The organism is uncultured Bradyrhizobium sp. (assembly GCF_964252615.1).
In the GTDB taxonomy this organism is placed as follows: domain Bacteria; phylum Pseudomonadota; class Alphaproteobacteria; order Rhizobiales; family Xanthobacteraceae; genus Bradyrhizobium.
In genome coordinates this window covers 187,191-211,816 of sequence record NZ_CAXUNQ010000004.1, presented here as the reverse complement: position 1 = coordinate 211,816, position 24,626 = coordinate 187,191, and the positions used below count along the sequence as shown (strand labels likewise).

19 protein-coding genes are annotated in these 24,626 nt (G+C 63.2%); 12 read left to right on the top strand and 7 right to left on the bottom strand.

The features are described from left to right. Positions 1–223: 223 nt before the first annotated feature. From atzF to ACFE72_RS04585, 3 genes are read right to left on the bottom strand one after another with little or no spacing between them, the layout of a single operon-like run. On the bottom strand, positions 224–2,026 hold the full coding sequence (gene atzF, locus ACFE72_RS04595; RefSeq protein ID WP_375411881.1) for an allophanate hydrolase: 1,803 nt from the start codon (positions 2,024–2,026) through the stop codon (positions 224–226). A 54-nt stretch (positions 2,027–2,080) separates the two neighbouring features. Next, positions 2,081–3,739, bottom strand: coding sequence for a regulator (locus tag ACFE72_RS04590; protein WP_375411866.1), 1,659 nt, complete (start codon positions 3,737–3,739; stop codon positions 2,081–2,083). Further along, positions 3,736–4,464, bottom strand: coding sequence for a cysteine hydrolase family protein (locus ACFE72_RS04585; RefSeq protein ID WP_375411865.1), 729 nt, complete (start codon positions 4,462–4,464; stop codon positions 3,736–3,738). The genes ACFE72_RS04590 and ACFE72_RS04585 overlap by 4 nt, the downstream gene beginning before the upstream one ends. Before the next feature lie 301 nt (positions 4,465–4,765). On the opposite strand from ACFE72_RS04585, the gene ACFE72_RS04580 reads away from it, so the two are divergent. After that, positions 4,766–6,628, top strand: coding sequence for a feruloyl-CoA synthase (locus ACFE72_RS04580; RefSeq protein ID WP_375411864.1), 1,863 nt, complete (start codon positions 4,766–4,768; stop codon positions 6,626–6,628). Positions 6,629–6,866: 238 nt separating this feature from the next. Here ACFE72_RS04580 and ACFE72_RS04575 read toward each other — a convergent pair whose 3' ends face one another. Then, positions 6,867–8,153 (bottom strand): NAD(P)/FAD-dependent oxidoreductase, encoded by a 1,287-nt coding sequence (locus ACFE72_RS04575; protein ID WP_375411863.1) that lies wholly within the window; start codon positions 8,151–8,153, stop codon positions 6,867–6,869. 199 nt (positions 8,154–8,352) lie between these two features. Between ACFE72_RS04575 and ACFE72_RS04570 the strand changes: the two genes are divergently transcribed. From ACFE72_RS04570 to ACFE72_RS04545, 6 genes are all read left to right on the top strand, one after another. Further along, on the top strand, positions 8,353–9,081 hold the full coding sequence (locus ACFE72_RS04570; RefSeq protein ID WP_375411862.1) for a DUF899 domain-containing protein: 729 nt from the start codon (positions 8,353–8,355) through the stop codon (positions 9,079–9,081). 222 nt (positions 9,082–9,303) lie between these two features. Further along, complete coding sequence (locus tag ACFE72_RS04565) at positions 9,304–10,476, top strand: ABC transporter substrate-binding protein (RefSeq protein WP_375411861.1); 1,173 nt, start codon at positions 9,304–9,306, stop codon at positions 10,474–10,476. 74 nt (positions 10,477–10,550) lie between these two features. Next, on the top strand, positions 10,551–11,468 hold the full coding sequence (locus ACFE72_RS04560) for a branched-chain amino acid ABC transporter permease (protein WP_375411860.1): 918 nt from the start codon (positions 10,551–10,553) through the stop codon (positions 11,466–11,468). Beyond that, entirely contained in the window at positions 11,465–12,412 is a 948-nt protein-coding gene (locus tag ACFE72_RS04555; RefSeq protein ID WP_375411859.1) for a branched-chain amino acid ABC transporter permease, read from the top strand. Before ACFE72_RS04560 ends, ACFE72_RS04555 begins: the two co-directional genes overlap by 4 nt. Positions 12,413–12,440: 28 nt before the next feature. Beyond that, the gene (locus ACFE72_RS04550; protein WP_375411880.1) at positions 12,441–13,196 is read left to right on the top strand and encodes an ABC transporter ATP-binding protein; all 756 of its coding nucleotides are present in this window, start codon (positions 12,441–12,443) and stop codon (positions 13,194–13,196) included. Beyond that, entirely contained in the window at positions 13,189–13,908 is a 720-nt protein-coding gene (locus ACFE72_RS04545; protein WP_375411858.1) for an ABC transporter ATP-binding protein, read from the top strand. Before ACFE72_RS04550 ends, ACFE72_RS04545 begins: the two co-directional genes overlap by 8 nt. Positions 13,909–14,081: 173 nt before the next feature. Here ACFE72_RS04545 and ACFE72_RS04540 read toward each other — a convergent pair whose 3' ends face one another. The 3 genes from ACFE72_RS04540 to ACFE72_RS04530 form a co-directional block, all read right to left on the bottom strand. Next, complete coding sequence (locus ACFE72_RS04540; protein ID WP_375411857.1) at positions 14,082–15,518, bottom strand: glutamine synthetase family protein; 1,437 nt, start codon at positions 15,516–15,518, stop codon at positions 14,082–14,084. 130 nt (positions 15,519–15,648) lie between these two features. Continuing rightward, entirely contained in the window at positions 15,649–17,007 is a 1,359-nt protein-coding gene (locus ACFE72_RS04535) for a Rieske 2Fe-2S domain-containing protein (protein ID WP_375411856.1), read from the bottom strand. Positions 17,008–17,133: 126 nt separating this feature from the next. Further along, positions 17,134–18,033 (bottom strand): helix-turn-helix transcriptional regulator, encoded by a 900-nt coding sequence (locus ACFE72_RS04530; protein ID WP_375411855.1) that lies wholly within the window; start codon positions 18,031–18,033, stop codon positions 17,134–17,136. 118 nt (positions 18,034–18,151) lie between these two features. On the opposite strand from ACFE72_RS04530, the gene ACFE72_RS04525 reads away from it, so the two are divergent. The 5 genes from ACFE72_RS04525 (at position 18,152) to boxB (ending at position 24,529) form a co-directional block, all read left to right on the top strand. Continuing rightward, a complete protein-coding gene (locus tag ACFE72_RS04525; protein ID WP_375411854.1) occupies positions 18,152–19,696 on the top strand; it encodes a benzoate-CoA ligase family protein in 1,545 nt (514 codons plus the stop codon). 157 nt (positions 19,697–19,853) lie between these two features. Beyond that, positions 19,854–20,672, top strand: a complete 819-nt coding sequence (locus ACFE72_RS04520; RefSeq protein WP_375411853.1) for an alpha/beta fold hydrolase — start codon at positions 19,854–19,856, stop codon at positions 20,670–20,672. Positions 20,673–20,696: 24 nt separating this feature from the next. Beyond that, positions 20,697–21,215 (top strand): DUF309 domain-containing protein, encoded by a 519-nt coding sequence (locus tag ACFE72_RS04515; protein ID WP_375411852.1) that lies wholly within the window; start codon positions 20,697–20,699, stop codon positions 21,213–21,215. A 108-nt stretch (positions 21,216–21,323) separates the two neighbouring features. After that, the gene (boxC, locus tag ACFE72_RS04510) at positions 21,324–23,012 is read left to right on the top strand and encodes a 2,3-epoxybenzoyl-CoA dihydrolase (RefSeq protein WP_375411851.1); all 1,689 of its coding nucleotides are present in this window, start codon (positions 21,324–21,326) and stop codon (positions 23,010–23,012) included. Positions 23,013–23,083: 71 nt separating this feature from the next. After that, the gene (boxB, locus tag ACFE72_RS04505) at positions 23,084–24,529 is read left to right on the top strand and encodes a benzoyl-CoA 2,3-epoxidase subunit BoxB (RefSeq protein WP_375411850.1); all 1,446 of its coding nucleotides are present in this window, start codon (positions 23,084–23,086) and stop codon (positions 24,527–24,529) included. Positions 24,530–24,626: the final 97 nt, after the last annotated feature.

The window sequence follows — 24,626 nt, the reverse complement described above, 5'->3', positions numbered from 1 at the left end:
CGTGACGTTCGCGAGCGCCCCTGTAGTGGGGCAGGACACGATCAGCATAAGCGAGCTTGGAGAGGTGGGGATAGGTATACATTCACAAGTGCGTGAACGCCGCTTTGAGCTTCGCAGGGCGGATCAGCGTCTCGGGTCAGGCATGCGCATGCGGGCGTATAATTTCGTGGTCCCTACTCTGCGAAGCGCCATGAAGAATGCCGCTCGCATCCGGGACACAAGTTCATACCGCCGCCTTTGCGTCCGCCATGAACGCGCGCCAGCCGCCGAAATGGGAAATGTCGCGTGCGCCATCGATGGCCGCGGGCTCCACCAGAAAACCCTTAACGCCCGACCCATCGGCCAGTCGGATCGTTCCGATTGACAGCGGTGCTGGAATTGCGGCGACAAATTTGCCGAACGATGCCGCGGACAGCGTCCACACCTCAAGCTGGATCGACGATCCGGTGCCGGCTTTGACGCGAAGCAGGCCGGGTTTCGGCGGGGTGGTGCCCTTCAGCGCATAGAGCTTGTAATCCGGCGTGGTGGTGGTGGCTTCCAGCAAGCGTCCACCCAGCGCCTTCAACTCGCCATTGAGCGCCATGCCGGACAGGTGCGCGCCGACCACAGCGAGGGCAATCTCGTCTCCGCTCGGTCCCGCCGGCAATGCCGCCAGCGGCGGCTGTTGCAGATTTCGTCCGCCCATCGTGAGGCGGGTATCGGCATGGAATACGCGGCCGATACTTGCAAGCTGCGCGTCATGTCCGGCCGGCGCCAACAACGTAATGCCGAACGGGATGTCATCTGACCGAATCGACGCGGGCAGTGCCAGGGCGCAGAGATCGAGCAGGTTGACGAAATTGGTATAGGTGCCGAGCCGGCTGTTGAGTTCGATCGGATTGGCCAGCACCTGTGCGCTCGAGTAAGCGGTGGGGGCGGTCGGCAGCACCAGGGCGTCGATATTGGCCAGGGCACGCCCGGCAATGCGGCGCAGCGCCTGCAGCCGGTACAGCGCTGCGAAGGTATCCGCGGCCGTCAGGCGCGAACCGGCCGCCGTGATCTCGCGCGTGACCGGATGAATGGAATCGGGCGACGAGGCCAACAGATCGCGGATCACGAGATAACGTTCGGCGACCCACGGGCCTTCGTAGAGCAGCCGGGCTGTTTCGTAGAACGGTTCGAGATCGCATTCGACCAGCGTTGCGCCCAGCGCAGTCCATCGCGCCATCGCGTCGCCATAGGCCGTCTCCGCGGCCCGGTCGCCGAAGAAAATCAATTGCCCGTTGCGTGGCACGCCGAGCCTGAGCTGGCCCGGGAATGCGGGCATGGCCGCCAGCGGCCGGTCGCGCGAGAACGGATCGGCGCCGTCCGGTCCGGCCGTTGCCGCCAAAGCCGTCATCGCATCGTCGACGGTGAGCGAGAAGATCGACACGCAATCCAGCGTGCGGCAGGCCGGCACCACGCCCGCGGTCGAGATCAGTCCGAGGCTCGGTTTCAGTCCGACGATGTTGTTGAACATCGCCGGTATGCGGCCGGAGCCGGCGGTGTCGGTGCCGAGCGCCAGCGGCACGAGGCCGGCGGACACGGCTACCGCCGATCCGGAGCTCGATCCGCCGGGAATGAGATCGCCGCGCATCGGATTGTTCGGAATGCCGTAGGGCGAGCGCACGCCGACAAGGCCGGTGGCGAACTGGTCGAGATTGGTCTTGCCAATGACGATGGCGCCGGCCGCGCGCAGCCGCGCGACCGACGTCGCGTCGCGGGCCGGTGAATAGGCAAAGACCGGACAGGCGGCGGTGGTGGGCAGGCCAAGGACGTCGATGTTGTCCTTTACCGCGAACGGCACGCCGTACAGCGGAAGCTGTGCCGCATCCTTTCGCGTCAGCGCCTCGGCTTCGGCCAGCGCGTCGGCCTCATCGCGCAGACTGATGAAGATCGCAGGGTCGTTGTGATCGCGAATGCGCTGGTAGCTGCGCGCCACGGTCCGTACCGGCGATACCGTGCCTGCGCGGTGCGCTGCGACCATCGCGGCGATGGTTTCCGTCACCACGCCGCCCGGTCCCGATTCGCGCGCGCCTGCGGCTGGCTTGGTGTCCGGACCTTATTCGGCGGGTACTGCAAGGGGAGGCTCCGGGTGCGCGACGGAAAGGCTGCCGGCGCCGAACTTTTCGACTGCGAGAAATCCGGCTGCCACAACAGCATAAGCCAGCGCCACACCGGGCGTCACGCCCAATCCGCCGCCGATGCCGACCGCCTCGCCATGCATGAAGCCGAAATAGGTCATGACCGCGCCGGCCAATGCGAAGGCGGAAGCCTTCAGGAAGTCGCGCTCGATGACGAAGACGCCGATCGCGCCGAGTATAAGGCCGGCCAGGATCGAACCGCCGCCCATTACTTCCAGCCCGTGATAGAGCACGCCCTGCTGCGGCAGCGAGGCGATCGCCGCGGTCTTGACCGCGCCGACCTTGTCGGGAGCCAGCGCGCCAACCGCCTGGGCTGCGCTGAGGGCCGCTCCGAGCATGGTGTCGATCTGGAGCTTGGCCCACGCCGCAAGGTGCGGAGTCAAGGCCAGCACGATGGCCGGGGCGTGCTTGATCGGCGTGGTCTGGAACGCCTGTGCGCCGATCAGCATGCCGATGTACAAAAGGATCGGCGAAATCGCCACCACCGGCACCAGCGCCAGCAGGACAGAGATAATGCCGAACCAGGACAGCACGACCACCATGACGCCGGTTGCGGCCGAATAGCCGATCCGGCCGCCCATCGCTTTCCATCCGGGATGGCCGATATAGACGGCGTTGATGAAGGGATTGCCCATCAGGCAGCCGATCAGGCTGACGACACCGTCGGCAGTCAGCACGCGCGTGGTCGGATATTCGTCCCCCGCAGCCTCGGCGCTTTCGACGTTGTCCATCGCCTCGACCAGATCGTAAATGCCGAACGGTATCGCCGTCACCAGGATGATTCCGAGGAATTCGAAGCCGGAGAACACCTGGCCGATGGCCGGAATCGGCACCGAGAAGCCGAAGCTGGCGAAGGCGTCGCCGACGCCCTTGAGGCTCAATCCCCCGAGCCCAAGGCCGAACAGGTTCGATCCCCAGGCGATGATCATGCCGACCGCGATGGCGACAAGGCCGGCGGGAATGTTCCTGGGATATTTCACGCCGCCAAACCAGCTCGCCAGGATGATGGCGAAGCAGACGAGCCCGATCTGCGGCGTCATGTACATTTCCAGCGCCGGGCGCATCGAGATGAAGGTCACGGAGACGCCGGCCAGGGTTCCAAGCAAGGCCGCGCGCGGGGTGATTTGCCGGATGTACGGCGCGATGAAGCCGCCGATCATCAGGATAAAACTCTGGAAGAACACCCAGACCAGACCAGCGGACCAGCCCTTCATTGGATCGCCGGTCCGAATCGTGATCGGCAGCATGATTACGAAGGTGACGATGAACATATGCGGCACGCTGACGCCCGACGGCAGCGCGCAGACGTCGGTGCGGCCGGTCTTCTGCGCGAGGCGATAGGCGAGCCAGGCATAGTAGAAGGTGGAGAGGCACATCATCAGGCCGAGAGCTGGGAGGATGCGGCCGAACACGAGGCTGTCCGGCATTTTCAGCACGAACCGCAGCAGCCCGGTCAGCACCAGCATGTTGACAAGGATGTTGGTACCGAAGCCGAAGAAAGCGTTCCAGTCGCCCGGCGTCCATAGCACCGGTTTGAAATCGATTGTTCGGGCAGTATCGGTCATGCTCGTGCTCATCGCGCCCCTCCCGCTGCTGAAATGCTGGAAACTTTCGGTCTCATCGCCTCAAGAACCGCGGCGGAGTCGCTGACCCAGCCGAAAATACCGCCCTGGGCCTTGATCATCTGCAGGCCCATCTCGTGGAATTCGGGGAAATAGGATGCGCAGCCATCGGCCAGCACCACGCAGCGGTAGCCGCGATCGTTCGCCTCGCGCACGGTGGTGTTGACGCAGACCTCGGTGGTGACGCCGCACACCAGCAAATTCTCGATGCCGTATTGCCGAAGAACGTCACCGAGATCGGTCGCGTAGAACGCGCCCTTGCCCGGCTTGTCGATGACGATCTCGCCGTCCCGCGGATAAAGCGCTGGAATGATGTCGTGGCCGGCTTCGCCGCGGATCAGGATCCGCCCCATCGGGCCGGGATCGCCGATGCGCAGGGAAGGCGCACCGCGTTCCACCTTGGCTGGCGGCGCGTCGGACAGGTCCGGCAGATGGCCTTCGCGGGTGTGCACGATCAGCATTCCGCTGTCGCGCGCCGCATTCAGCACGGCCGCAATCGGCTTCACTGCGCGCGCAAGCTGCGAGACATCGTTGCCCAGGGTTTCGCCGAAGCCGCCGGGCTCCATGAAGTCGCGCTGCATATCGATGATCAAAAGCGCCGTGGTCGACCAGTCCAAGTCGATAGGCCCGGGCTCCGCGGCCACCGTGCCGCTGCTGGCGGGATATTTTTCGCTCGCCATCTTCAACCCTCGCCGCCAGAGAATCCTCGGGGGCGAACTAAGCAACTCCTATGCCATTGTGTACAACAGTGACGGATGCCACGTCCTTCAGGAATCCGCTATCGTTCTCAAACGGTTGTCGAGTTCGCTGCCGGCTGCTTATTCTTTATTCGCAGCTTTTGCAGAGGGCATTTGCTTATTAGCTAAGCGCGCAGCAATCATGCGTATGATTGCGCACGGATTTGCAGCGCGTTGCCGGCGCATGTTTTTCCGGCGTAGATCAGACGCGTGCCTGCGCAAGAGGGCTGGGGGGAATGCCGATATGTATGGAGCCGCCGGTCGCCGCGATGATCCGGAAACGCTGTTTGCGGCGCCTGCCGTTGTGGCTGAGCGGTACCCCGACGGCAGCATCCGGTTGAAATCGACGACACCGCTGCAGCCCGCCGCGCGCTGCGTCGGCGACTGGCTGGAGCATTGGGCGCGGCAGACTCCCGACCGCATTTTTCTCGGCGAGCGTTCGGGTGTCGATGCGCCGTGGACCACCGTCACTTACGGCGAGGCGCTGCGGCAGGTGCGCAGCACCGGCGCGTGGATCCTCTCGCAGCGCATGAGCGCCGATCGTCCGCTGGCGGTACTCTCCGACAACAGCATCGAGCACGCGCTGTTGGCGCTTGGGGCGATGCATGTCGGCGTCCCGGTGGCCGCCATCTCTCCCGCCTATTCGCTGATGTCGAAGGATTTCGACAAGCTGAAAAGCATGATCGCGCTGCTCGATCCCGGCGCGATCTATGTGTCCAGCCTCAAGACGTTCGCGCCGGCGCTGGCGGCGATCGAGCCGCTGCATGCTGCGGCAATCGTCAGCCGGGACGCGGACGGCAAACACGCGATTTCGTTCGGTGCAATCGGGACGGCACCTGAAACCGACGCCGTCGCAAGGTCGTTCGCGGCCCTTACGCCTGACACCATTGCAAAATTCCTGTTCACCTCGGGTTCGACCGGGACGCCGAAAGCGGTGATCAATACTCAGCGCATGCTGACATCGAGCCAGCAGGCCAAGGCGCAGACCTGGTCTTTTCTGGAGCACGCGCAGGGCGACCTGGTGATTCTCGACTGGCTGCCGTGGAGCCATACGTTCGGCGCCAATCACAATTTCAACCTGGTGCTGCGCAACGGCGGCACGCTGTATATCGACGGCGGCAAGCCGGTGCCTGGGCTGTTCGCGACGTCGCTTGCCAATATGCGCAGTGTGATGCCGACGGTGTATTTCAACGTGCCGCGCGGCTTCGACATGCTGATCGCGGCGCTGCGCGACGACGAGGATCTGCGCCGCCGTTTTTTCACTGAGGTGAAATTCGCGTTCTACGCCGGCGCGGCGCTGCCGCAGAATCTGTGGGATGCACTGGCGGATCTGTCGATCGGGACCGTAGGCCGCGCCATGCCGATGGTGTCGGCATGGGGTTCGACCGAAACCTCGCCGCTGGCGACGGACTGCCACTTTCAGGCCGAGCGATCCGGCAATATCGGCGTGCCGATCCCCGGTACCGAGCTGAAGCTGGTGCGGTCAGGCGACAAGCTCGAAGTGCGCGTGCGCGGACCCAATGTCACGCCGGGCTACTGGAAGGCGCCCGGCCTCACGGCTACGGCGTTCGATGCCGACGGCTTCTATCTGATCGGCGACGCCGTGACCTTCGCCGATCCCGATCGCCCCGAGCGCGGACTGTTTTTCGACGGCCGGGTCACCGAGGATTTCAAACTCAATTCGGGCACCTGGGTCAGCGTCGGCACGCTGCGCGTTGCGGGAATTGCCGCGCTGGCGCCGTTGGCGCAGGACATTGTCGTCACCGGCCATGGCGGCGACCATGTGCGCTTCCTGGTATTTCCTGACGTTGCGGCATGCCGCGCCCATGCGGGGCTGGCGGATGATGCCGGCGTCAACGAGGTGATTGGCAGCGAACAGGTCCGCACCGCGATCGCGCAGGGATTGGCGCGGCTGAAAGCGCGGGGCGCCGGGTCGTCCACCCACGCGACGCGGGCGCTGTTGTTGTCCGAACCCGCTTCCGTGGACGGCGGCGAGATCACCGACAAGGGTTATATCAACCAGCGAGCGGTATTGACCCGCCGCGCGGCGGCGGTGGCGATGCTGGAGGATGATGCGTGCGCGGAATGGATCGGCTGTCCCGCGTGAGACAGAAATCAAAATCAAATACAAAACGATCAAGAGAGAGACGAGATGAGAAGTGTGGGGGCGGCCGAGATGGGTGCATATGGCAGGGCTCGTCCCGGCCATCCACGTCTGTGCCCCAAAGGAAGACGTGGATGCCCGGCACAAAGCCCAGCAATGACGGCGAGATGTGTGCATCCAGTAGGGTCAAGCCCGGCAGTGATGTGCGCATACGGCAAGGTCAAGCCCGCCATGACAATCTCTACGGCCAATAGTTGCTCACCTTGGCGCGGCCCTGCGTGATCAGGCGCGCGCCGCGCTGCTGGCGGGTGTAGATCCACAGCCAGCTGATGGCGACGGCCAGCCGGTTGCGCAGGCCGATCAGGAAGTAGATATGGGCGACACCCCAGATCCACCACGCCAGCGCACCGCGCAGTTTGATCCGGCCAAAATCGATCACCGCCGACCGCTTGCCGATCTGCGCCAGATTGCCGGCGTGCCGGTACACGAAGGGCACATTTTTTTCGCCGCGCAGCCGTGCCCTGATGGTTTGGGCAACATAGCGTCCTTGCTGCTTGGCCGCCGGTGCGATGCCGGGAACTGGGCTGCCGCCGGGGCCGGCGATTGTGACGGTGTCGCCGATGGCGAAGACATCAGGATGACCGGGAACGGTAAGGTCGGGAAGTACCGAGACGCGCCCCGCGCGGTCGGCCGGTGCACCCAGCCACTCCGCCGCGGGGGATGCGCGAACGCCGGCAGCCCAGATGATGGTCTTGGCTTCGAGCTTCCTGCCGCCAAAGACGACGCCATCGGCGGTGCATTCGGTGACGGGCTGTCCGAACGCGACTTCGACGCCGAGGTCTTCCAGCGAGCGCAGGGCATAGGTCGACAGCTCGTCGGCGAAGCCGGCCAGCACGCGAGGGCCGGCTTCGATCAGAACGACGCGCGCCTTGCGGGTATCGATGTTGCGGAAGTCCGGCGGCAGCGTGTCGTGTGCGAGCTCGGCAATGGTACCGGCGAGCTCCACGCCGGTCGGACCGGCGCCGATGATGACGAAAGTGAGCAAAGCGGCGCGCCGCGCCAGGTCGCTTTCGCGCTCGGCGTCCTCGAATGCGATCAGGATGCGGCGCCGCAGCGTGGTGGCGTCTTCCAGAGTCTTGAGGCCCGGAGCGAACGGCTCCCATTCGTCATGGCCGAAATAGGCGTGGCGGGCGCCGGTGGCGACCACCAGCGTGTCATAGGGCAGGGTGTCGCCGCCGTCGATCAGCACGCGGCGAGCGGTGGTATCCACGCCGGTCACGGTCGCGAGCAGGGTCGTGACGTCGGGGCGTCCGCGCAGCAGATAGCGGATCGGCCAGGCGATCTCCGAGGTTGCAAGCGCCGCGGTGGCGACCTGATAAAGCAACGGCTGGAACAGATGATGGTTGCGGCGGTCGACCAGGGTGATCGAGACCGGTGCGCCGGCGAGCCGGTACACGGTCTCAAGCCCGCCAAAACCGGCGCCGACGATCACGATGCGATGGGACGCCGGCGCGCTCTCGGTGGTCATCTGGCAGGCCCTCCGATGTTCGATTTGTATGTAGCGCTTTGCGAGTGGCGCTCCAAGGGCGTCGAAATGCAGCACCGGTCGGCAGTTATTTTCCACAACCGAACCTTGCCGGGCTTCCGGACGTCTGGCAAAGCGACCCGTGCAACCGAATTTGCGCGGCGCAGTTAATACCATGCGGCTGCATCAGAAGGAGTCGGACATGACCGCAAGTGAAGTCCCGCATCCGCCGATCGTTTCGCGCCAGCAGTGGCTCGCCGAACGTAAAAAGCTTCTGGCGCAGGAGAAGGAGCTCACCGAACAATACGATCGTGTCAATGCCGTGCGGCGGCGGCTGCCGATGGTGAAGATCGAGAAGAATTATCTGTTCGAGACGCCGGGCGGCGAACAGAGTCTCAAGGATCTGTTCGAAGGCCGCCGGCAGCTTATCGTCTATCACTTCATGTTCGATCCGGCGTGGGAGAAAGGCTGCCTGGGCTGCACCAGTTATGCGAACGCCATCGGCGATCTGTCGAGGCTGGACACGTGCGACACCACCTTCGTGATGGTCTCGCGCGCGCCCTTGGTCAAGCTCGAGGCCACCAAGGAGCGGCAGGGATGGCCCTTCACCTGGGTGTCGTCGTTCGGCAGCGATTTCAATTACGATTTTCACGTCACCAATGACGAGCAGGTGGCGCCGATCGAATACAATTATCGCAACAAGGCCGAGCTCGAGGCAGCCAAGGTCCCCAATGCGATCACCGGCGAGGAGCATGGCCTCAGCGTGTTCTTCAGCATCGGCGATGACGTCTTCCACACCTATTCGACCTATGCGCGCGGCACCGAAGCGCTCACCGACGCCCGCGCGCTGCTCGATATGACGCCTTATGGCCGGCAGCAGGAATTTGAAGACTCGCCGCCGGGCTGGCCGCAGAAGCCGACCTATGGCTAGCGGCGCATGTGTCCCGGCGCGATCAGCGCGCTCGGGTTGGGTAGCCTGACATAAAGTCGCAGTAACTCCGAAACCTGAATTATAATTCTTGCAAATCGCTGTTTGTCCGAATTATGATGCATAGTTCTTTACGGGCCATCTGAGGGAAGCCGAAGGTCGTGCTTGCCGTCGGCCTTCGAGTTCGCAAAAAACACATCACCAAAACAATAAGAGAGGGAGATTATGAGAACGGCATTCTGGCTGGCGGGCGCCGCGGCTTTCGCGCTGGCGCAACCCGCTATTGCGGCGGATTCCATCAAGATCGGGTTTGTCTCTACCTTCAGTGGCCCCACCGCCGTGATCGGCAATGACATGCGCAATTCGTTCGAACTCGCGCTCGATCACCTGGGCCGCAAGATGGGCGGCAAGCCGGTCGAGGTGATCTACGAGGATGACGGGCAGAAGCCGGATGTCGGCAAGCAGAAGACCGAGAAGCTGGTCCAGTCCGATAAGGTGGACTTCATCGCCGGCTACATCTGGTCGAACGTGCTGCTGGCCTCGCTCAAGACTGCGGTCGATACCCAGACCTTCCTGATCAGCGCCAATGCCGGACCGTCGCAACTCGCCGGCGAGCTGTGCTCGCCCTATGTGTTTTCGACGTCCTGGCAGAACGACCAGACCCCGCAGGCCATGGGCCTTTACATGAATCAGAAGGGCGTCAAGTCGGTGTTCCTGATCGGTCCGAATTATGCCGCCGGCAAGGACATGCTGGCGGGCCTGAAGAGCACGTTCAAGGGCGAGATCAAGGGCGAGGAATACACGGTGTGGCCGAGCCAGCTCGATTTCTCGGCCGAGCTTTCCAAGGCGCGCGCGTCGGGCGCCGAATCGATCTTCGTGTTCTATCCGGGCGCGGCCGGCGTCCAGTTCCTCAATCAATATGCCCAAGCCGGCATCAAGCAGCAGATTCCGCTCTACACCGCCTTCACCATCGACGAACTGTCGCTGCCGTTGCAGAAAGAGAACGCGCTCGGCGTTCCCGGCGCGCAGGAGTGGGTGAACGACTTGCCGAACGAGGAGAACAAACGCTTCGTCGCCGACTACCGCAAGAAGTACCCCGGCCTGCGCCCGACCTATTACGGCGCGCAAGCGTATGACGCCGCGCAGTTGATCAACAGCGCGGTGGTGGCGGTAAACGGCGATACCGGCAAGAAGGACGCGATGAAGGCCGAGATGGAAAAGGTGAATTTCAAATCGTTGCGCGGCCCGTTCAAATACGGCAACAACCACATCCCGATCCAGAATTTCTATTTGCAGGACGTGGTGAAGGACGCCGAAGGCCAGCTCTCGCTGAAAACCGTCGCCACAATCGTCAAGGACGACCAGGATCGCTTCCACGACAAATGCCAGATGAAGTGATCTCGAAAACCGGTTAGATCAGCGGCGGCGCCTGGGCGCTGCCGCTGTTTTCTTGCAGCGCTGTAGTGGGGCTCATGCTGCTGATCGTCGAACAATTCCTCAACGGACTGCAGTTCGGCCTGCTGCTGTTCCTGCTGGCGGCGGGATTGACGCTGGTGTTCGGCATCATGGACTTCGTCAACCTGGCGCACGGCTCGCTCTACATGATGGGCGCCTATTTCGCGGCGACCTTGGTGGCCTGGACCGGGAGTTTCGTCGCCGGCGTCGTCCTCGCCCTCGCAGCCACGCTGCTGCTGGGGATCGCGCTGGAATTCGTCGCGCTTCGGCATCTTTACGGCAGGGATCATCTCGATCAGGTGCTCGGCACCTTCGGATTGATCCTGTTCTTCAACGACGCGGTGCGGCTGATCTGGGGGCCGGCAGGCCTCGCGCTGCCGCTGCCGGCATGGCTGACGGTGCCGATCCAGATCATGCCCGGCGTATTCTATCCGGCCTACCGGCTGTCGATCATCGTAATGGCGCTCGCCGTCGCGGCGATGCTCTACATCGTGGTGATGCGAACCCGCATCGGCATGCTGATCCGGGCCGGCGCGTCGAACCGGGAAATGATCGGCGCGCTCGGCATCAACATCAAGCTGCTCTTCACCCTGGTATTCGGGCTCGGCGCGGCATTGGCGGGTCTTGCCGGGCTGATGCAGGCGCCGATCCTGACGGTCCAGATCGGCATGGGCGAGAACATTCTGATTCTCGCCTTCGTCATCATCGTGATCGGGGGCATCGGCTCGATCCGCGGCGCATTCCTGGCCGCGATCTTCGTCGGAATGATCGACACGCTGGGTCGCGCCTTTCTACCCGACCTGCTGCGGCAGGTCCTGAGTTCGACCGCAGCTTCCACCGCGGCACCCGCGCTCTCCTCGATGCTGATCTATCTGCTGATGGCCATTGTGCTGGTGGTGCGGCCGGAGGGGCTGTTTCCGGCCAGCAAGCGATGAGCGCTTCGATCAACGCCCGCACCGCGGTGACGGCGCTGGTGATCGCCGGCCTGCTGCTGCTTCCGCTCTATTCGCAGCTCAGCGGCAACATCTTCGTTCTGACACTGTTCACCCGCATCGTCATCTTCGCGCTGGCGGCGGCAAGCCTCAACCTCATGATGGGCTATGGCGGAATGATGAGTTTTGGCCATGCCGCCTATCTCGGCATCGGTGGCTACGCGGTCGGCATATTGGCCCATGAGGGTATCGGCTCGGGATTCGTTCAGTGGCCGGTGGCACTGGCGGCATCCGCGCTGTTTGCGCTGGTCATCGGCGCGCTCTCGCTGCGCACGCGCGGCGTCTATTTCATCATGATCACGCTCGCTTTCGCGCAGATGGCCTATTACGTCGCGTCGGGGCTGTCGCGCTATGGCGGCGACGACGGTCTCACGGTCTACAAGCGCAGCGATTTCGGCGGCCTGATCAACCTGTCGAGCCGCGTCCAGTTCTATTATCTCTGCCTTGCCTGCCTGTTCGGCGGAATCTATCTGATCCGGCGCGTCGTCAATTCGCGTTTCGGCATGGTGGTTCAGGGCGTGCGCTCCAATGAACAGCGCATGCAGGCCATCGGCTTTCCCGCCCATCGTTACCTGCTGGTCTGTTTCGTCATCGCCGGCACCATATGCGGTCTGGCCGGAGCCCTGCTCGCGAACAATACCGACTTCATCAGTCCGGCGGTGATGTACTGGACCCGTTCCGGCGATCTGATGTTCATGGTCATCCTTGGCGGCATGGGCTCGCTGTTCGGCCCGGTGATCGGCGCGATCGTTTATCTGCTGCTGGAAGAATTCTTGTCGCAAATTACGGAATACTGGGCGCTGGTCATGGGCCCGCTGCTGCTGCTGATCGTGCTGTTCGGACGCGGCGGCATCATGGGCGTGTTGGGGAGGCTGGGCCGTGGTTGATTCCCCGGCTCACTTCTCGCGCGAACCCTTGCTTCGCGTTGAAAACCTGGTGCGGCGGTTCGGCGGCATTACTGCTACCGACAACCTCTCGCTCGACGTCGCGCGAGGCGAATTGCATGCCATCATCGGCCCCAACGGCGCCGGCAAGACCACGCTGATCAGCCAGCTCACCGGGCAATTGCTGCCGAATTCCGGCGCCATTCGATTTGCCGGCCGGGAGATCACCACGATGCCGAGCTACAAGCGCAGCGCGCTTGGCCTCGCCCGCTCGTTCCAGATCACCTCGCTGCTTACAGACTTCACCGCGCTCGACAATGTCGCACTGGCGGTCCAGGCGCATGACGGCCATTCGTTCTACTTCTGGGGCAGCGCCCGCAACGAAAAGCACCTGCGCGAGGCGGCGCGCTCCGCGCTTGCCAGGGTAGGGCTCGGGCATCGCGCCGACGTCGTCGTATCGGAGCTAAGCCATGGCGAGCAGCGCGAACTTGAACTGGCGGTCGCGCTCGCCACAAAACCGCAATTGCTGCTGCTCGACGAACCGATGGCCGGCCTCGGCATCACCGAATCGGCGCGTATGGTGAAGTTATTGCAGGAACTGCGGCAGGAAGTCACCATCGTACTGGTCGAGCACGACATGGACGCGGTGTTCGCGCTCGCCGACCGCATCACGGTTCTGGTGTATGGGCGCGTCATTGCGTCAGGGGCGCCGTCGGCGATCCGTCAAAACGAAGAGGTCCGGCGCGCCTATCTCGGTGATCAGCATGCGGTGACCGATCATGCCTGATGCGGCCCCTCTGCTTGAAGTCGAGAATATCGAAACCTGCTATGGCCTGAGCCAGGTTCTGTTCAAGTTGTCGCTGTCGGTTCGTTCAGGGGAAATGGTGGCCCTGATGGGGCGCAACGGCATGGGAAAAACCACGACCGTCCGCTCCATCATGGGATTGACGCCGGCGCGTGCCGGCACGATCCGATTCGGCGGCCAGGATATTCGCAACCTTCCGCCGTTCAGGATTGCCCAGTTGGGAATCGGGCTTGTCCCTGAAGGGCGGCAGATATTTCCCAATCTGACCGTGCGCGAAAATCTCGTAGCTGCAGCCGGCAATCGTCTGGGCAGTCCCGATCCATGGACGATCGACAAGATCCACGCGCTGTTTCCGCGGCTCGCCGAGCGCGGCCCCAACATGGGCGGCACGCTCTCGGGCGGCGAGCAGCAGATGCTGGCGATCGGACGCGCGCTGATGACCAACCCGCGCCTGTTGATCCTGGATGAAGCGACCGAGGGGCTGGCACCTTTGATCCGCGAGGAAATCTGGAGCTGCCTGTCGATGCTGAAAGCGCGCGGGCAATCGGTTCTGGTGATCGACAAGAACGTCGAGAATCTCACCCGTATCGCCGACCGCCACACCATCATCGAACGCGGCCGTGCGGTGTGGAGCGGTACCTCGGAACAACTGATCGCGGAGCCGGATCTGCAGCACCGGTATCTGGGGGTCTGAGCGCGGATTCAACCGCGCTCCGCGTTCCGGATACGGCCGCAGCAATCGACGAACTCCGCGACCAGCGCCGCCGGAAAAACCGCACTCCGTCATGGCCCGGACCGACTCCGTCATGACCGGACCGCACTCCGTCAAGCCCGGGGCATGACGAATCGAGAGCGCGGTGGTACGCCTCAAAACATCTCGAAATATTCGCGCTGCTCCCAGTCCGATACCTCGGCCTGGAAGCGCTCGATCTCGGCGTTCTTGATGTGGACGTAATAGTCGACAAACTCAGCGCCGAGCGCGTCGCGGAAAAACGGATCGTCCTCCAGGGCCAAGACCGCCTCACGCAACGTCTTCGGCAGCAGCGCGGCCTTTGTTTCATAGGGCGTGTCCGCCGACGGCCCGGGATCGAGTCCGCGGTCGACACCGTCGAGGCCTGAGAGAACCTGCGAAGCCATATAAAGATAGGGGTTGGCCGCGGGCTCGCCGATGCGGTTTTCGAGCCGGGTCGCAGCATCGCCGGCCGCCCCGAGCACGCGGATCATGACGCCGCGGTTGTCGCGCCCCCAGATCGCGCGGTCCGGCGCCAGTGAATAGGAACGATACCGCTTGTAGCCGTTGATGGTCGGCGTCGTGAACACCGCGGAGGCGCGCGCATGGTCCAGCAGCCCGGCCAGGTACCCGCGGCCGAACCCGCTCAACAGCTCGCCGTCCTCTTTCGCCATGAACGCGTTCTCGCCGCTGGCGCGCGACACGATCGATTGATGCAGATGCCATCCGGATGCGAACACATTCGGCAGTTTCGGGCGGCACATGAAGGTCGCATGATAGCCGTGGCGGCGGGCTATCTGCTTCACGGCGCTGCGAAACAGCACCATGGTGTCGGCGGGCACCAGACCCTTGGCCGGGGCGAACGTGAATTCACACTGGCTCGGGCCGAACTCCACCTCGATCGATCGCAGCGGCAGTCCGAGTGCCAGCACATCGCGCCGGATGATCTCCAGCACCGGCTCCATCTGGTCGTAGCGCTGCTCGGTCAAATATTGATAGCCGTGCGAGAGCAGGCTGACCGAGGGCGGCTGACCGGGCTGGCCCGCATCCTCCGGCGACATTTTCGGATCTTCCACCTTGAAAAGATGGAATTCGACTTCGAGCCCGGCGACAAAATCGTAGCCGCGCTTGGCGAGCCGATCGAGAACCGACCGATGGAGATGCCGGGTCGCGAACGGTACCGGACGCCCGTCCGCAAAATAAATATCGCATAACAGCCAGCCGGTGCCCGCCACCCACGGCAGCACGCGAAAGCTCAAGGGGTCCGCCACCATCAGCACGTCGGCGGCGCCTTGCATTTCGCGCATGCCGAAACCGCCGCCGGCAGTGAAGACCGGAAACACGGTGCGATGCGAGGTATCCTTGGCGAGCATCGTGGTGGTGATGCTGCATCCGTTTTCGAGCGAGGCCAGTGCTTCGCCGGCCACCAGGGTCTTGCCGCGCAGGATTCCGTGCTGATCCGGAAACGACAGCCTGATGACTTCGAGCTTCTGCTCTTCAACGATTCTGCGCAGCCGTTCCACGGCCTGTTTCTGCTCGGACGACCAGAGACCGTGACGCTCGACAAAACTCAACGCGTCGCTCCCTTGAGTACGGCCCGAACCGACTGCTTGTCATCGCGAGGAGCGAAGCGATGAAGCAATCCATACTTTCTCTGCACAGCAGGACGGATTGGTTCGCCTCGTTCGCGATGACGAAGGACTGTCACTCGGCCGCCGACAGATGGCGAACTTTTTCGGCGATCTCGGCGGGCACGGGAGCCGCCCACGGCGCGCCGCGACGCCGCTTGACGTCCACTTCCATCCAGAAGGTTTCCCATCCCCGGGTCGGACCGATGCCGTCCATGGTGGCCGGCCCCTGGATACTCCGCGCGTGCGCCTCGTCGAGAACCATGAACGGCTTGCCGCCCGCGGCGACCGTCTCGATCTCCTGCCGCAGCAGCCGGCGATATTGCACGATGGCCTTGTCGGAGGTGCCGAGATGTTCGTTGGTGCGGTCCTGGATCGCGCCCATCGATTCGACCGCCCACTGGTCGTGCACGTTGATGTCGGCGCCCATGCCGGTGTAGGTCGCGGTCGCCTGCTCGTGCGGATCGAACCCGTAATCGTTGGACCGGTTCTTGCGCGAGCGATAGTCCGGCAACTGATACAGTTCGAGACGTTGATCGCGCATCCTGGCCTTGTCGACCGGCGTCGAATAGCTGGTGAAGATCGCATACCAGTAGCAGTTCTCGTCATCCACCGGCACGTGCCACTGCGAGATGGTCATCTCGGTGCTCATCGGGATCACAAAACCATGCGGGAAAAGCTGGTTGGTGACGCGGACGTGGGTACGCTCACTGTCGATCTCGCGCAGCGCGATCAGGCGCAGCCCGTATTCGGTGTGTTCGACATTGATGATCGGCCGGTCGTATTCGCGCAGGATCCTGGTCATCGGCATGTCCGAGCCGGCGGAAGCGCCGCGGAACTGCTTGCCATAGGAAGCCGAAGTGTCCTCGTCTTCGAAAAAGCGATGCAGGAACGACGCATGCGCCGGATCGATACCGACCTCGAGCGCCTGCAGCCAATTGCAGTTGATGTGGCCCTTGAACGCGAACGTGTAGGCATCGGGCGCGACGAAGCAGTCGATCTCCGGAAACGCCGGCGGCTCGCCTTCGCCGAGATAAGCCCATAGAATTCCGCTCTTTTCGACCACGGGATAAGCGCGCTGCCTGATGCCCTGGCACAGCGTCGAGCCTTCCGGTTCGGCGGGCGTTTCCAGGCAGCGGCCGGATACGTCGAACAGCCAGCCATGGAATGCGCAGCGCAGGCCGCCGTTCTCAAGCCGTCCGAAGGCGAGGTCGGCGCCGCGATGCGCGCAATGACGGTCGATCAGGCCGGTGCGCCCCTGCTGGTCACGAAACAGCACCAGATTCTCACCCAGCAGCTTGACGGCCTTGACCGGGCGCGGCCCCTGCAACTCATCGACCAGCGCCGCGGGCTGCCAGTACATCCGCATCAATCTCCCGCAGCCGTCCTTCGGCCCGGTCCGGGTTATCAGGTCGTTCTGTTCCTGGCTCATCATGGCAGTGCGTCCTTTTGCGGCCAGTCTAGCCAAAGCCGGTCTTCTCGGCCAGCCTCGTACCCGCACCCCTTCGTGTCCCCGCTCTGCGGCATGAAGAATGCCGCATTGCCTCCGGGACACGATCCGTTACCCCCGCGCGAACATCCGCGCGTCTGGCGCCACTACTGGCGCGACCGCGTCGATTAGGCGGGTAGCGGCGTCGTCGATGCTGAGCCCCGCGGTATCGACCACCGCGGAGGCGCGCGCATACAGCGGCTCGCGGCTGAGCAAAATGGTACGCAATTCAGCCATCGCCGAGCGGTCGTCCGCCATCGGGCGCAGGTCGCCCTGGCGGCGCACCCGCGCCATGTGCTCTTCCGGCTCGGCCTTCAGCCAGATCGTGTAGAACGACGACAGGATCAGGTCGAAGGTCAGCGGTTCGGAGACGATGCCGCCGCCGGTCGCCAGCACCATCAGCTCTTTTCGCGCCAGCAATTGCCCGAGCGCGGCCTGCTCCATGCGGCGGAACCCTTCCTGACCGTAGAGCGCGATGATCTCGGCGACCGATAACCCGTTCTGCTGCTCGATCTCCTTGTTAAGCTCGACAAAACTCCAGCCGATGTTCTTGGCGAGCAATTTGCCGAGCGTGGATTTGCCGGCGCCGCGCAAGCCGATCAATGCAATGCCGGCAAAGGCCATCTGGCGCTGTGCCGCGCCGTTGCCTTGTCCCGATAGAACGTCCCTGGCATGCGCGATCTGGCTTGGCGTCGCCTTGCGGATCAGGTCGCGAATGACCGGCCAGTCGGGCGCCGGCTCGCTCGCCGGAATCAGATCTTCCAGATGCGCACCCATGGCGTTCGACACCCGGCGCAGCAGCACGATCGACACGTTGCCCTTGCCGCTTTCGAGCTGGGCGATGTAGCGCTCGGATATGCCCGATACCTTAGCCAGGACCTTTCGCGACATGCCGCGCAGCGCCCGCATGGTGCGGACGCGCTGGCCGAGCTGTTCGAGAAAGCTGGTTTCGGGATCGAGTGGCTCGGTCATAGTCCCGCATTCGGTCTGCATAGCGCTCGCTCGGAAACATAATGCCGCTAAGCATTGACAGCAAGCGCTGGTGATGGCTTTCTATGAATTATAATTCAGAAAGCTGGGGAGAAGACGCGTGAGTTCCTACAATGCGGTGACCTGGCTGCTCGACCGCAATGTCGATGAAGGCCGCGGCGGCAAGCTCGCCTTCACCGACACCGTCGCCGAGCTGACCTATGGCGATCTGCAAACGAAGAGCCGCCGCCTCGCCAATCTCTTGCGCCGGCTCGGCGTCCGCCGCGAAGAGCGCGTGGCGATGATCATGCTCGACACGGTGGATTTTCCCATCGTGTTTCTGGGCGCAATCCGCGCCGGCATCGTGCCAGTGCCGCTCAACACGCTGCTGACGCCGGAGCAATACGCCTATGTGCTGGCGGATTGCCGCGCGCGGGTGCTGTTCGTCTCCGAGGCGCTGCTGGCGGTGGTCAAGGATATTGTCGGACGGATGCCGGATCTCGAGCACGTCATCGTCGCCGGCAATGACGCGCACGGCTACACGAAATTGTCGGACGGGATCGCCAAGGAAAGCGATGCATTCCCGACCGCCGCCACCCACGCCGACGAGCCGGCATTCTGGCTGTATTCCTCGGGTTCGACCGGCATGCCCAAGGGGGTGCGGCATCTGCACTCCAATCTCGCCGCCACCGCGGACACCTACGCCAAACAGGTGCTCGGCATTCGCGAGGACGACGTCGGGCTGTCGGCAGCAAAGCTGTTTTTCGCCTATGGCCTCGGCAACGCGCTGACCTTTCCGATGTCGGTCGGCGCCACCACCGTGCTCAATTTCGAGCGGCCGACGCCGGTGAAAATGTTTGAATTGATGAACAGGTACCATCCGTCGATCTTTTATGGCGTACCGACGCTGTTTTCGGCGATGCTCAATGACGGAACGCTGAAGCACGAACGCGGCGGCTCGCGCTTGCGCATCTGCACCTCGGCGGGCGAAGCGCTGCCGGAGTCGGTCGGCAATAGCTGGAAAGCGCGCTTTGGCGTCGACATTCTCGACGGCGTCGGCTCGACCGAGCTGCTGCATATCTTTCTGTCCAACGCGCCCGGCGATATCAAATACGGCTCCTCCGGCAAACCGGTGCCGGGCTATCGCGTGCGGCTGGTCAATGAAGCAGGCAGCGATGTCGCCGATGGGGAAGTCGGCGAGTTGCTGGTGGATGCGCCGTCCGCCGGCGAAGGCTACTGGAATCAGCGCAGCAAGAGCCGCCAGACCTTCGAGGGTCATTGGACCCGTACCGGCGACAAATACATCCGTGACGCCGAGGGTCGCTATACGTTCTGCGGCCGCAGCGACGACATGTTCAAGGTGTCGGGCATCTGGGTGTCGCCGTTCGAGGTCGAGAGCGCGCTGATCACCCATCCGGCGGTGCTGGAAGCCGCCGTCGTGCCCGAAGCCGATCCGGAAGGGCTTTTGAAACCTAAAGCGTTCGTGGTGCTGCGCGCGGATGCGAGCCCTGACGGCCTGCACGACGCGCTGAAGGAGCACGTCAAGCAGAAGATCGGGCCATGGAAATATCCGCGCTGGATCGATGTGGTCGATGCATTGCCGAAAACGGCGACGGGGAAGATCCAGCGGTTCAAGCTGCGCGAAGGTGAGGCGGCGAAATCGTGAAGCTTGATATTGCAGCAAGCTCAACTGCCGTCCCCGCGAAGGCGGAGACCCATAGACGCCGCTGCGTCATTGGGGCGACGGCGGCGAACGAACTGCGGGTGTCGGTGGTTATGGGTCCCCGCCTTCGCCGAGACGACGATGGAGTGTGGGGCACCGCATGACCGCGCTCGATCCCGCCGGTACGCTGCACGTCGGCTCCTCCGCGCTCGAATACCGCATGGCCGGCCCCGGACCCGGCGACGCGCCGACCATCGTGATGCTGCATGAAGGGCTCGGCTCCGCCGGACTGTGGGGCGATTTTCCCGAAAAACTCGCAGCCGCAACCGGCGCCGGCGTATTCGCCTATTCGCGCGTCGGCTATGGTGCATCCACTCCCGCGACATTGCCCCGCCCGATCGACTACATGCACGTCGAGGCGCTCGACGTGCTGCCCAAAATTCTCGATGCAATCGGCTTTCGCCGCGGCCTTCTGGTCGGGCATTCCGACGGCGCATCAATCGCGGCGATCTTTGCCGGCGGCGTGCAGGATCACCGCATCCGCGGGCTGGCGCTGATCGCGCCGCATTTCATTGTCGAGGAACTTTCGGTGCAATCGATCGCCGAGATCAAGACCGCCTATCAGACCACCGATCTCCGGGCAAAACTGAAGCGCTGGCACACCAATGTCGACAACACGTTCTACGGATGGAACGATGCCTGGCTCGACCCGAAGTTTCGCGACTGGGATATTTCGGAATACCTCGCTTATATCCGCGTGCCCGTGGCGATCGTGCAGGGCGCCGACGATCATTATGGAACGATTCGCCAGATCGAAATCGCGCAGGAAGAATGCTATTGTCCGGTCGACGTCTCGATCATCCCCGGTGCCGGGCATTCGCCGCACCGCGAGGCGGCGGAGGCGACGCTGAATGCGATCGCGGAATTTGCCAGGTCCATTTTTCACATCCACGAAGGCGGGCAGCGGCGCGCACTCTGAGGATGTCGGCGCGGCGCTGCCCGAATGAGTATTCCGCCTTCAGCCGCCGCCAACCTCACGCTGCCGCGTTGGGCTTACGTCCCCGGCGTGGAAACCGAGGCCGATCACGATACGCTGGCGATGGCCAAGGCGCTGGTGCCGGCGCGCTTCAACGGTTTTGTGCCGGCGCGGCATCCGGCGCTGCGTTATGGACTTGGGCTGAACGATTGCGGATTTTTCTGGGAGAGCCATGAGATATTGGAGGCGGTCTGGGCCGCGGCACCGCAAGGCGGACGCGAGCGGATCCTGCTGCGGGCCTGCATCCAGATCGCCAACGCCAATCTGAAACTGCGAATGGGAAAACCTCACGCCGCCGCGCGGCTGTTCGGAGAGGCGCTGGCCGAGCTGAACGAACTCGGCGTGCGCAAGGCCACCGGCCGAGGCGATGGTTTTGCCGACGGTTTTCCAACCGCGGCGCTTGCGGCGCGGCTGCGGAGCAGATTGGCGCAGCCTTCATTACTGAAATCCGACTGGATCGGCATCGGAACGATCCACAAAACCTGAAGCAAAATGCAGATTTATGCGTCTTCCGACTAGACGCAATCCAAAACATGCATTATTGTGCATATCAAGCCGGGTAGCCGGCTGTAGAAACCTGACGGGGTGGTGTCCATGGCCGGTGAAGATCGCGTCCTCGCGAACGGTGCCAAGCACATTGATTTCCAGACCGATCCGTCGCGCTACCGGCACTGGAGACTGGATGTCGCGGGCGATGTCGCGACGCTTACCATGGATGTCGACGAGAACGGCGGCCTGTTCGAGGGCTACCAGCTCAAGCTCAATTCCTACGATCTCGGCGTCGATATCGAGCTTGCGGATGCGGTGCAGCGGCTGCGTTTCGAACACCCGCAAGTAAAAGTGGTGCTGCTGCGCTCCGGGAAAAACCGCGTGTTCTGCGCCGGCGCCAACATCCGCATGCTGGCGGGATCGACCCATGCCCATAAGGTCAATTTCTGCAAGTTCACCAACGAGACCCGCAATGGTTTCGAGGACTCCAGCGAGAATTCAGGCCAGAAGTTCATCACCGTCGTCAACGGCACCGCCGCCGGCGGCGGCTACGAACTGGCGCTCGCCACCGATCACATCATCCTGGCCGATGACGGCTCCGCCGCGGTGGCGCTGCCGGAAGTGCCGCTGCTGGCGGTGCTGCCGGGCACCGGGGGACTCACCCGCGTTGTCGACAAACGCAAGGTGCGCCGCGATCATGCCGATTATTTCTGCACCATCGAGGAAGGCATCAAGGGCAGGCGCGCGGTGCAGTGGCGCCTCGTCGACGAGATCGCGCCCAACAGCAAGCTCGAAGCCAGGGTTGCGGAACGCACCAGGGAATTTGCCGCCGCATCGAAGCGCAATGGCGACGGCAAGGGCATTACCCTGGCGCCGCTTCAACGCGTCATCGACGATGGCGGCATCCGCTATGGTTTTGTCAATGTCGACGTCGATCGCGCCGCCCGTATCGCCACCATCTCGATCAAGGCCCCGGATGCGACGCCGCCCGCCGACATTGCCGGCATGATCGCTTTGGGCGCTACCTTCTGGCCGCTGCAGGTCGCGCGCGAGCTCGACGATGCCATCCTGCATCTGCGCATCAACGAACTCGAGACCGCGATCCTGGTGTTCAAGTCGCACGGCGAGGGCGCGCAGGTGCTGGCGCATGACGCGTTTCTCGAAGCCAACAAGGCGCACTGGCTGGCCAACGAGGTCAGGCAATATTGGAAGCGGGTGTTGAAGCGCGTCGATGTCACCTCGCGCACGCTGGTAACCCTGGTCGAGCCGGGCTCGTGCTTCGTCGGCACGCTGGCCGAACTGGTATTCGCGGCGGACCGATCCTACATGCTGGCGGGTTCGCGGCAGGGCGATAACCGTGCGCCTCCGGCGATCGTGCTGAGTGCGATGAATTTCGGACCGTATCCGATGAGCCACGGATTGACCCGGCTGCAGTCGCGCTTTCAGGCCGATCCCAAGGACGTCGAACGCGCGCAGGCCAGAACCGGTGAGCCGCTGGATGCGGAAGAAGCCGAAAAGCTGGGCTTGGTGACGTTCGCGCTCGACGACATCGACTGGGACGACGAAGTGCGCGTGTTCTTCGAGGAACGTGCCAGCTTCTCGCCCGACAGCCTCACCGGCATGGAAGCCAATCTGCGCTTCGTCGGCCCGGAGACCATGGAGTCGAAAATCTTTTCGCGCCTGACGGCGTGGCAGAACTGGATCTTCCAGCGCCCCAACGCGGTCGGCGAGGACGGCGCGCTGCGGCGCTACGGCACCGGGGTAAAGGCGCAATTCGATATGACGCGGGTGTAGATATTTGCTGCGTCATGCCCGGGACAAGCCCGGGCATGACGAACCTCGAAATTCCGAGCAGGAGTTGGGCCATGAACCTCATGAACGTCGATTACACCACCAAGATCCCCAACAACGTGAATCTCACCGAGGATCGGCAGGTGCTGAAAGCGCTGGAGGGCTGGCATCCCGGCTATCTGGACTGGTGGAACGACATGGGGCCGGACGGTTTTCAGGATTCGCTGGTCTATCTGCGCACCGCCGTCAGCGTCGATCCAAAGGGCTGGGCGAAATTCGATTACGTCCGCATGCCGGAATATCGCTGGGGCATTTTGCTGGCCCCGCAGGACACCGGGCGCAAGGTAAATTTCGGCCAGCACATGGGTGAGCCGGCCTGGCAGGAAATTCCCGGCGAATATCGCGCCATGCTGCGCCGACTGGTCGTGATTCAAGGCGACACCGAGCCCGCTTCGGTGGAGCAGCAGCGCCATCTCGGCAAAACCGCGCCGTCGCTCTACGACCTGCGCAATCTGTTCCAGGTCAATGTCGAGGAAGGCCGCCACCTCTGGGCCATGGTCTACCTGCTGCAGAAATATTTCGGCCGCGACGGCCGCGAGGAAGCCGATGATCTGTTGCGCCGCCGCTCCGGCGACGCCGATAGCCCACGCATGCTCGGCGCCTTCAACGAGGCGACGCCGGACTGGCTGTCGTTCTTCATGTTCACCTTCTTCACCGACCGTGACGGCAAGATGCAGCTCGAAAGCCTGGCGCAATCCGGCTTCGATCCGTTGTCGCGGACCTGCCGCTTCATGCTGACGGAAGAGGCGCACCACATGTTCGTCGGCGAAACCGGGGTCGGTCGCATCCTGCAGCGCACGTGCGAGGCGATGAAGGCGGCGGGGATCGATGATCCCAATGCGGTGGAGAAGGTCAGGGCGCTGGGCGTCATCGATCTGCCTACCATGCAGAAGAAGATGAACCTGCATTACTCGCTGTCGCTCGATCTGTTCGGCTCCGAGGTTTCCACCAATGCCGCGAATTTCTACAATTCCGGTCTCAAGGGCCGCTTCCAGGAAACCAAGATCGACGACGATCACCGCCTGACCGGTGACATCTATCAGGTGCTGAAGCTGGTCGATGGCGAAATAAAACTGGTCGACGAGCCGGCGCTGACCGCGCTCAACATGCGGCTGCGCGATGATTACACGCAGGATTGCGTCAAGGGCGTCGAACGCTGGAACAGGATCATCGAAAAGGCCGGCGTCAATTTCCGCTTCGAGCTGCCGCACACCGCGTTTCACCGCCAGATCGGCGAGTTCAGGGATGTCAACGCCACGCCGAAAGGGATCATCCTCTCCGACGCCGAGTGGACCAGGGTGAAGGGCGACTATCTGCCGTCGGCCGACGATGGCGATTTTGTCTCCTCGCTGATGATGCCGGAAAGCGAACCAGGCAAATTCGCCAACTGGATCTCGCCGCCCAAAGTCGGCATCGACAACAAGCCCGGCGAATTCGAATATGTGAAGATCGCGGCGTGATGTCGCGAAGCGCACCCAAGTCGTCATGCCCGGGCTTTGTCCCGCGCATCCACGTCTTGGCAACGCGGAATGGTCTAAGACGTGGATGGCCGGGACA

Bases quoted from the DNA above. Each gene is read 5' to 3' on its own strand.
- ACFE72_RS04590 (WP_375411866.1), bottom strand. From the start codon at position 3,739: ATGAGCACGAGCATGACCGATACTGCCCGAACAATCGATTTCAAACCG.
- ACFE72_RS04585 (WP_375411865.1), bottom strand. From the start codon at position 4,464: ATGGCGAGCGAAAAATATCCCGCCAGCAGCGGCACGGTGGCCGCGGAG.
- ACFE72_RS04580 (WP_375411864.1), top strand. From the start codon at position 4,766: ATGTATGGAGCCGCCGGTCGCCGCGATGATCCGGAAACGCTGTTTGCG.
- ACFE72_RS04575 (WP_375411863.1), bottom strand. From the start codon at position 8,153: ATGACCACCGAGAGCGCGCCGGCGTCCCATCGCATCGTGATCGTCGGC.
- ACFE72_RS04570 (WP_375411862.1), top strand. From the start codon at position 8,353: ATGACCGCAAGTGAAGTCCCGCATCCGCCGATCGTTTCGCGCCAGCAG.
- ACFE72_RS04565 (WP_375411861.1), top strand. From the start codon at position 9,304: ATGAGAACGGCATTCTGGCTGGCGGGCGCCGCGGCTTTCGCGCTGGCG.
- ACFE72_RS04560 (WP_375411860.1), top strand. From the start codon at position 10,551: ATGCTGCTGATCGTCGAACAATTCCTCAACGGACTGCAGTTCGGCCTG.
- ACFE72_RS04555 (WP_375411859.1), top strand. From the start codon at position 11,465: ATGAGCGCTTCGATCAACGCCCGCACCGCGGTGACGGCGCTGGTGATC.
- ACFE72_RS04545 (WP_375411858.1), top strand. From the start codon at position 13,189: ATGCCTGATGCGGCCCCTCTGCTTGAAGTCGAGAATATCGAAACCTGC.
- ACFE72_RS04535 (WP_375411856.1), bottom strand. From the start codon at position 17,007: ATGATGAGCCAGGAACAGAACGACCTGATAACCCGGACCGGGCCGAAG.
- ACFE72_RS04530 (WP_375411855.1), bottom strand. From the start codon at position 18,033: ATGACCGAGCCACTCGATCCCGAAACCAGCTTTCTCGAACAGCTCGGC.
- ACFE72_RS04520 (WP_375411853.1), top strand. From the start codon at position 19,854: ATGACCGCGCTCGATCCCGCCGGTACGCTGCACGTCGGCTCCTCCGCG.
- ACFE72_RS04515 (WP_375411852.1), top strand. From the start codon at position 20,697: ATGAGTATTCCGCCTTCAGCCGCCGCCAACCTCACGCTGCCGCGTTGG.
- boxC (WP_375411851.1), top strand. From the start codon at position 21,324: ATGGCCGGTGAAGATCGCGTCCTCGCGAACGGTGCCAAGCACATTGAT.
- boxB (WP_375411850.1), top strand. From the start codon at position 23,084: ATGAACCTCATGAACGTCGATTACACCACCAAGATCCCCAACAACGTG.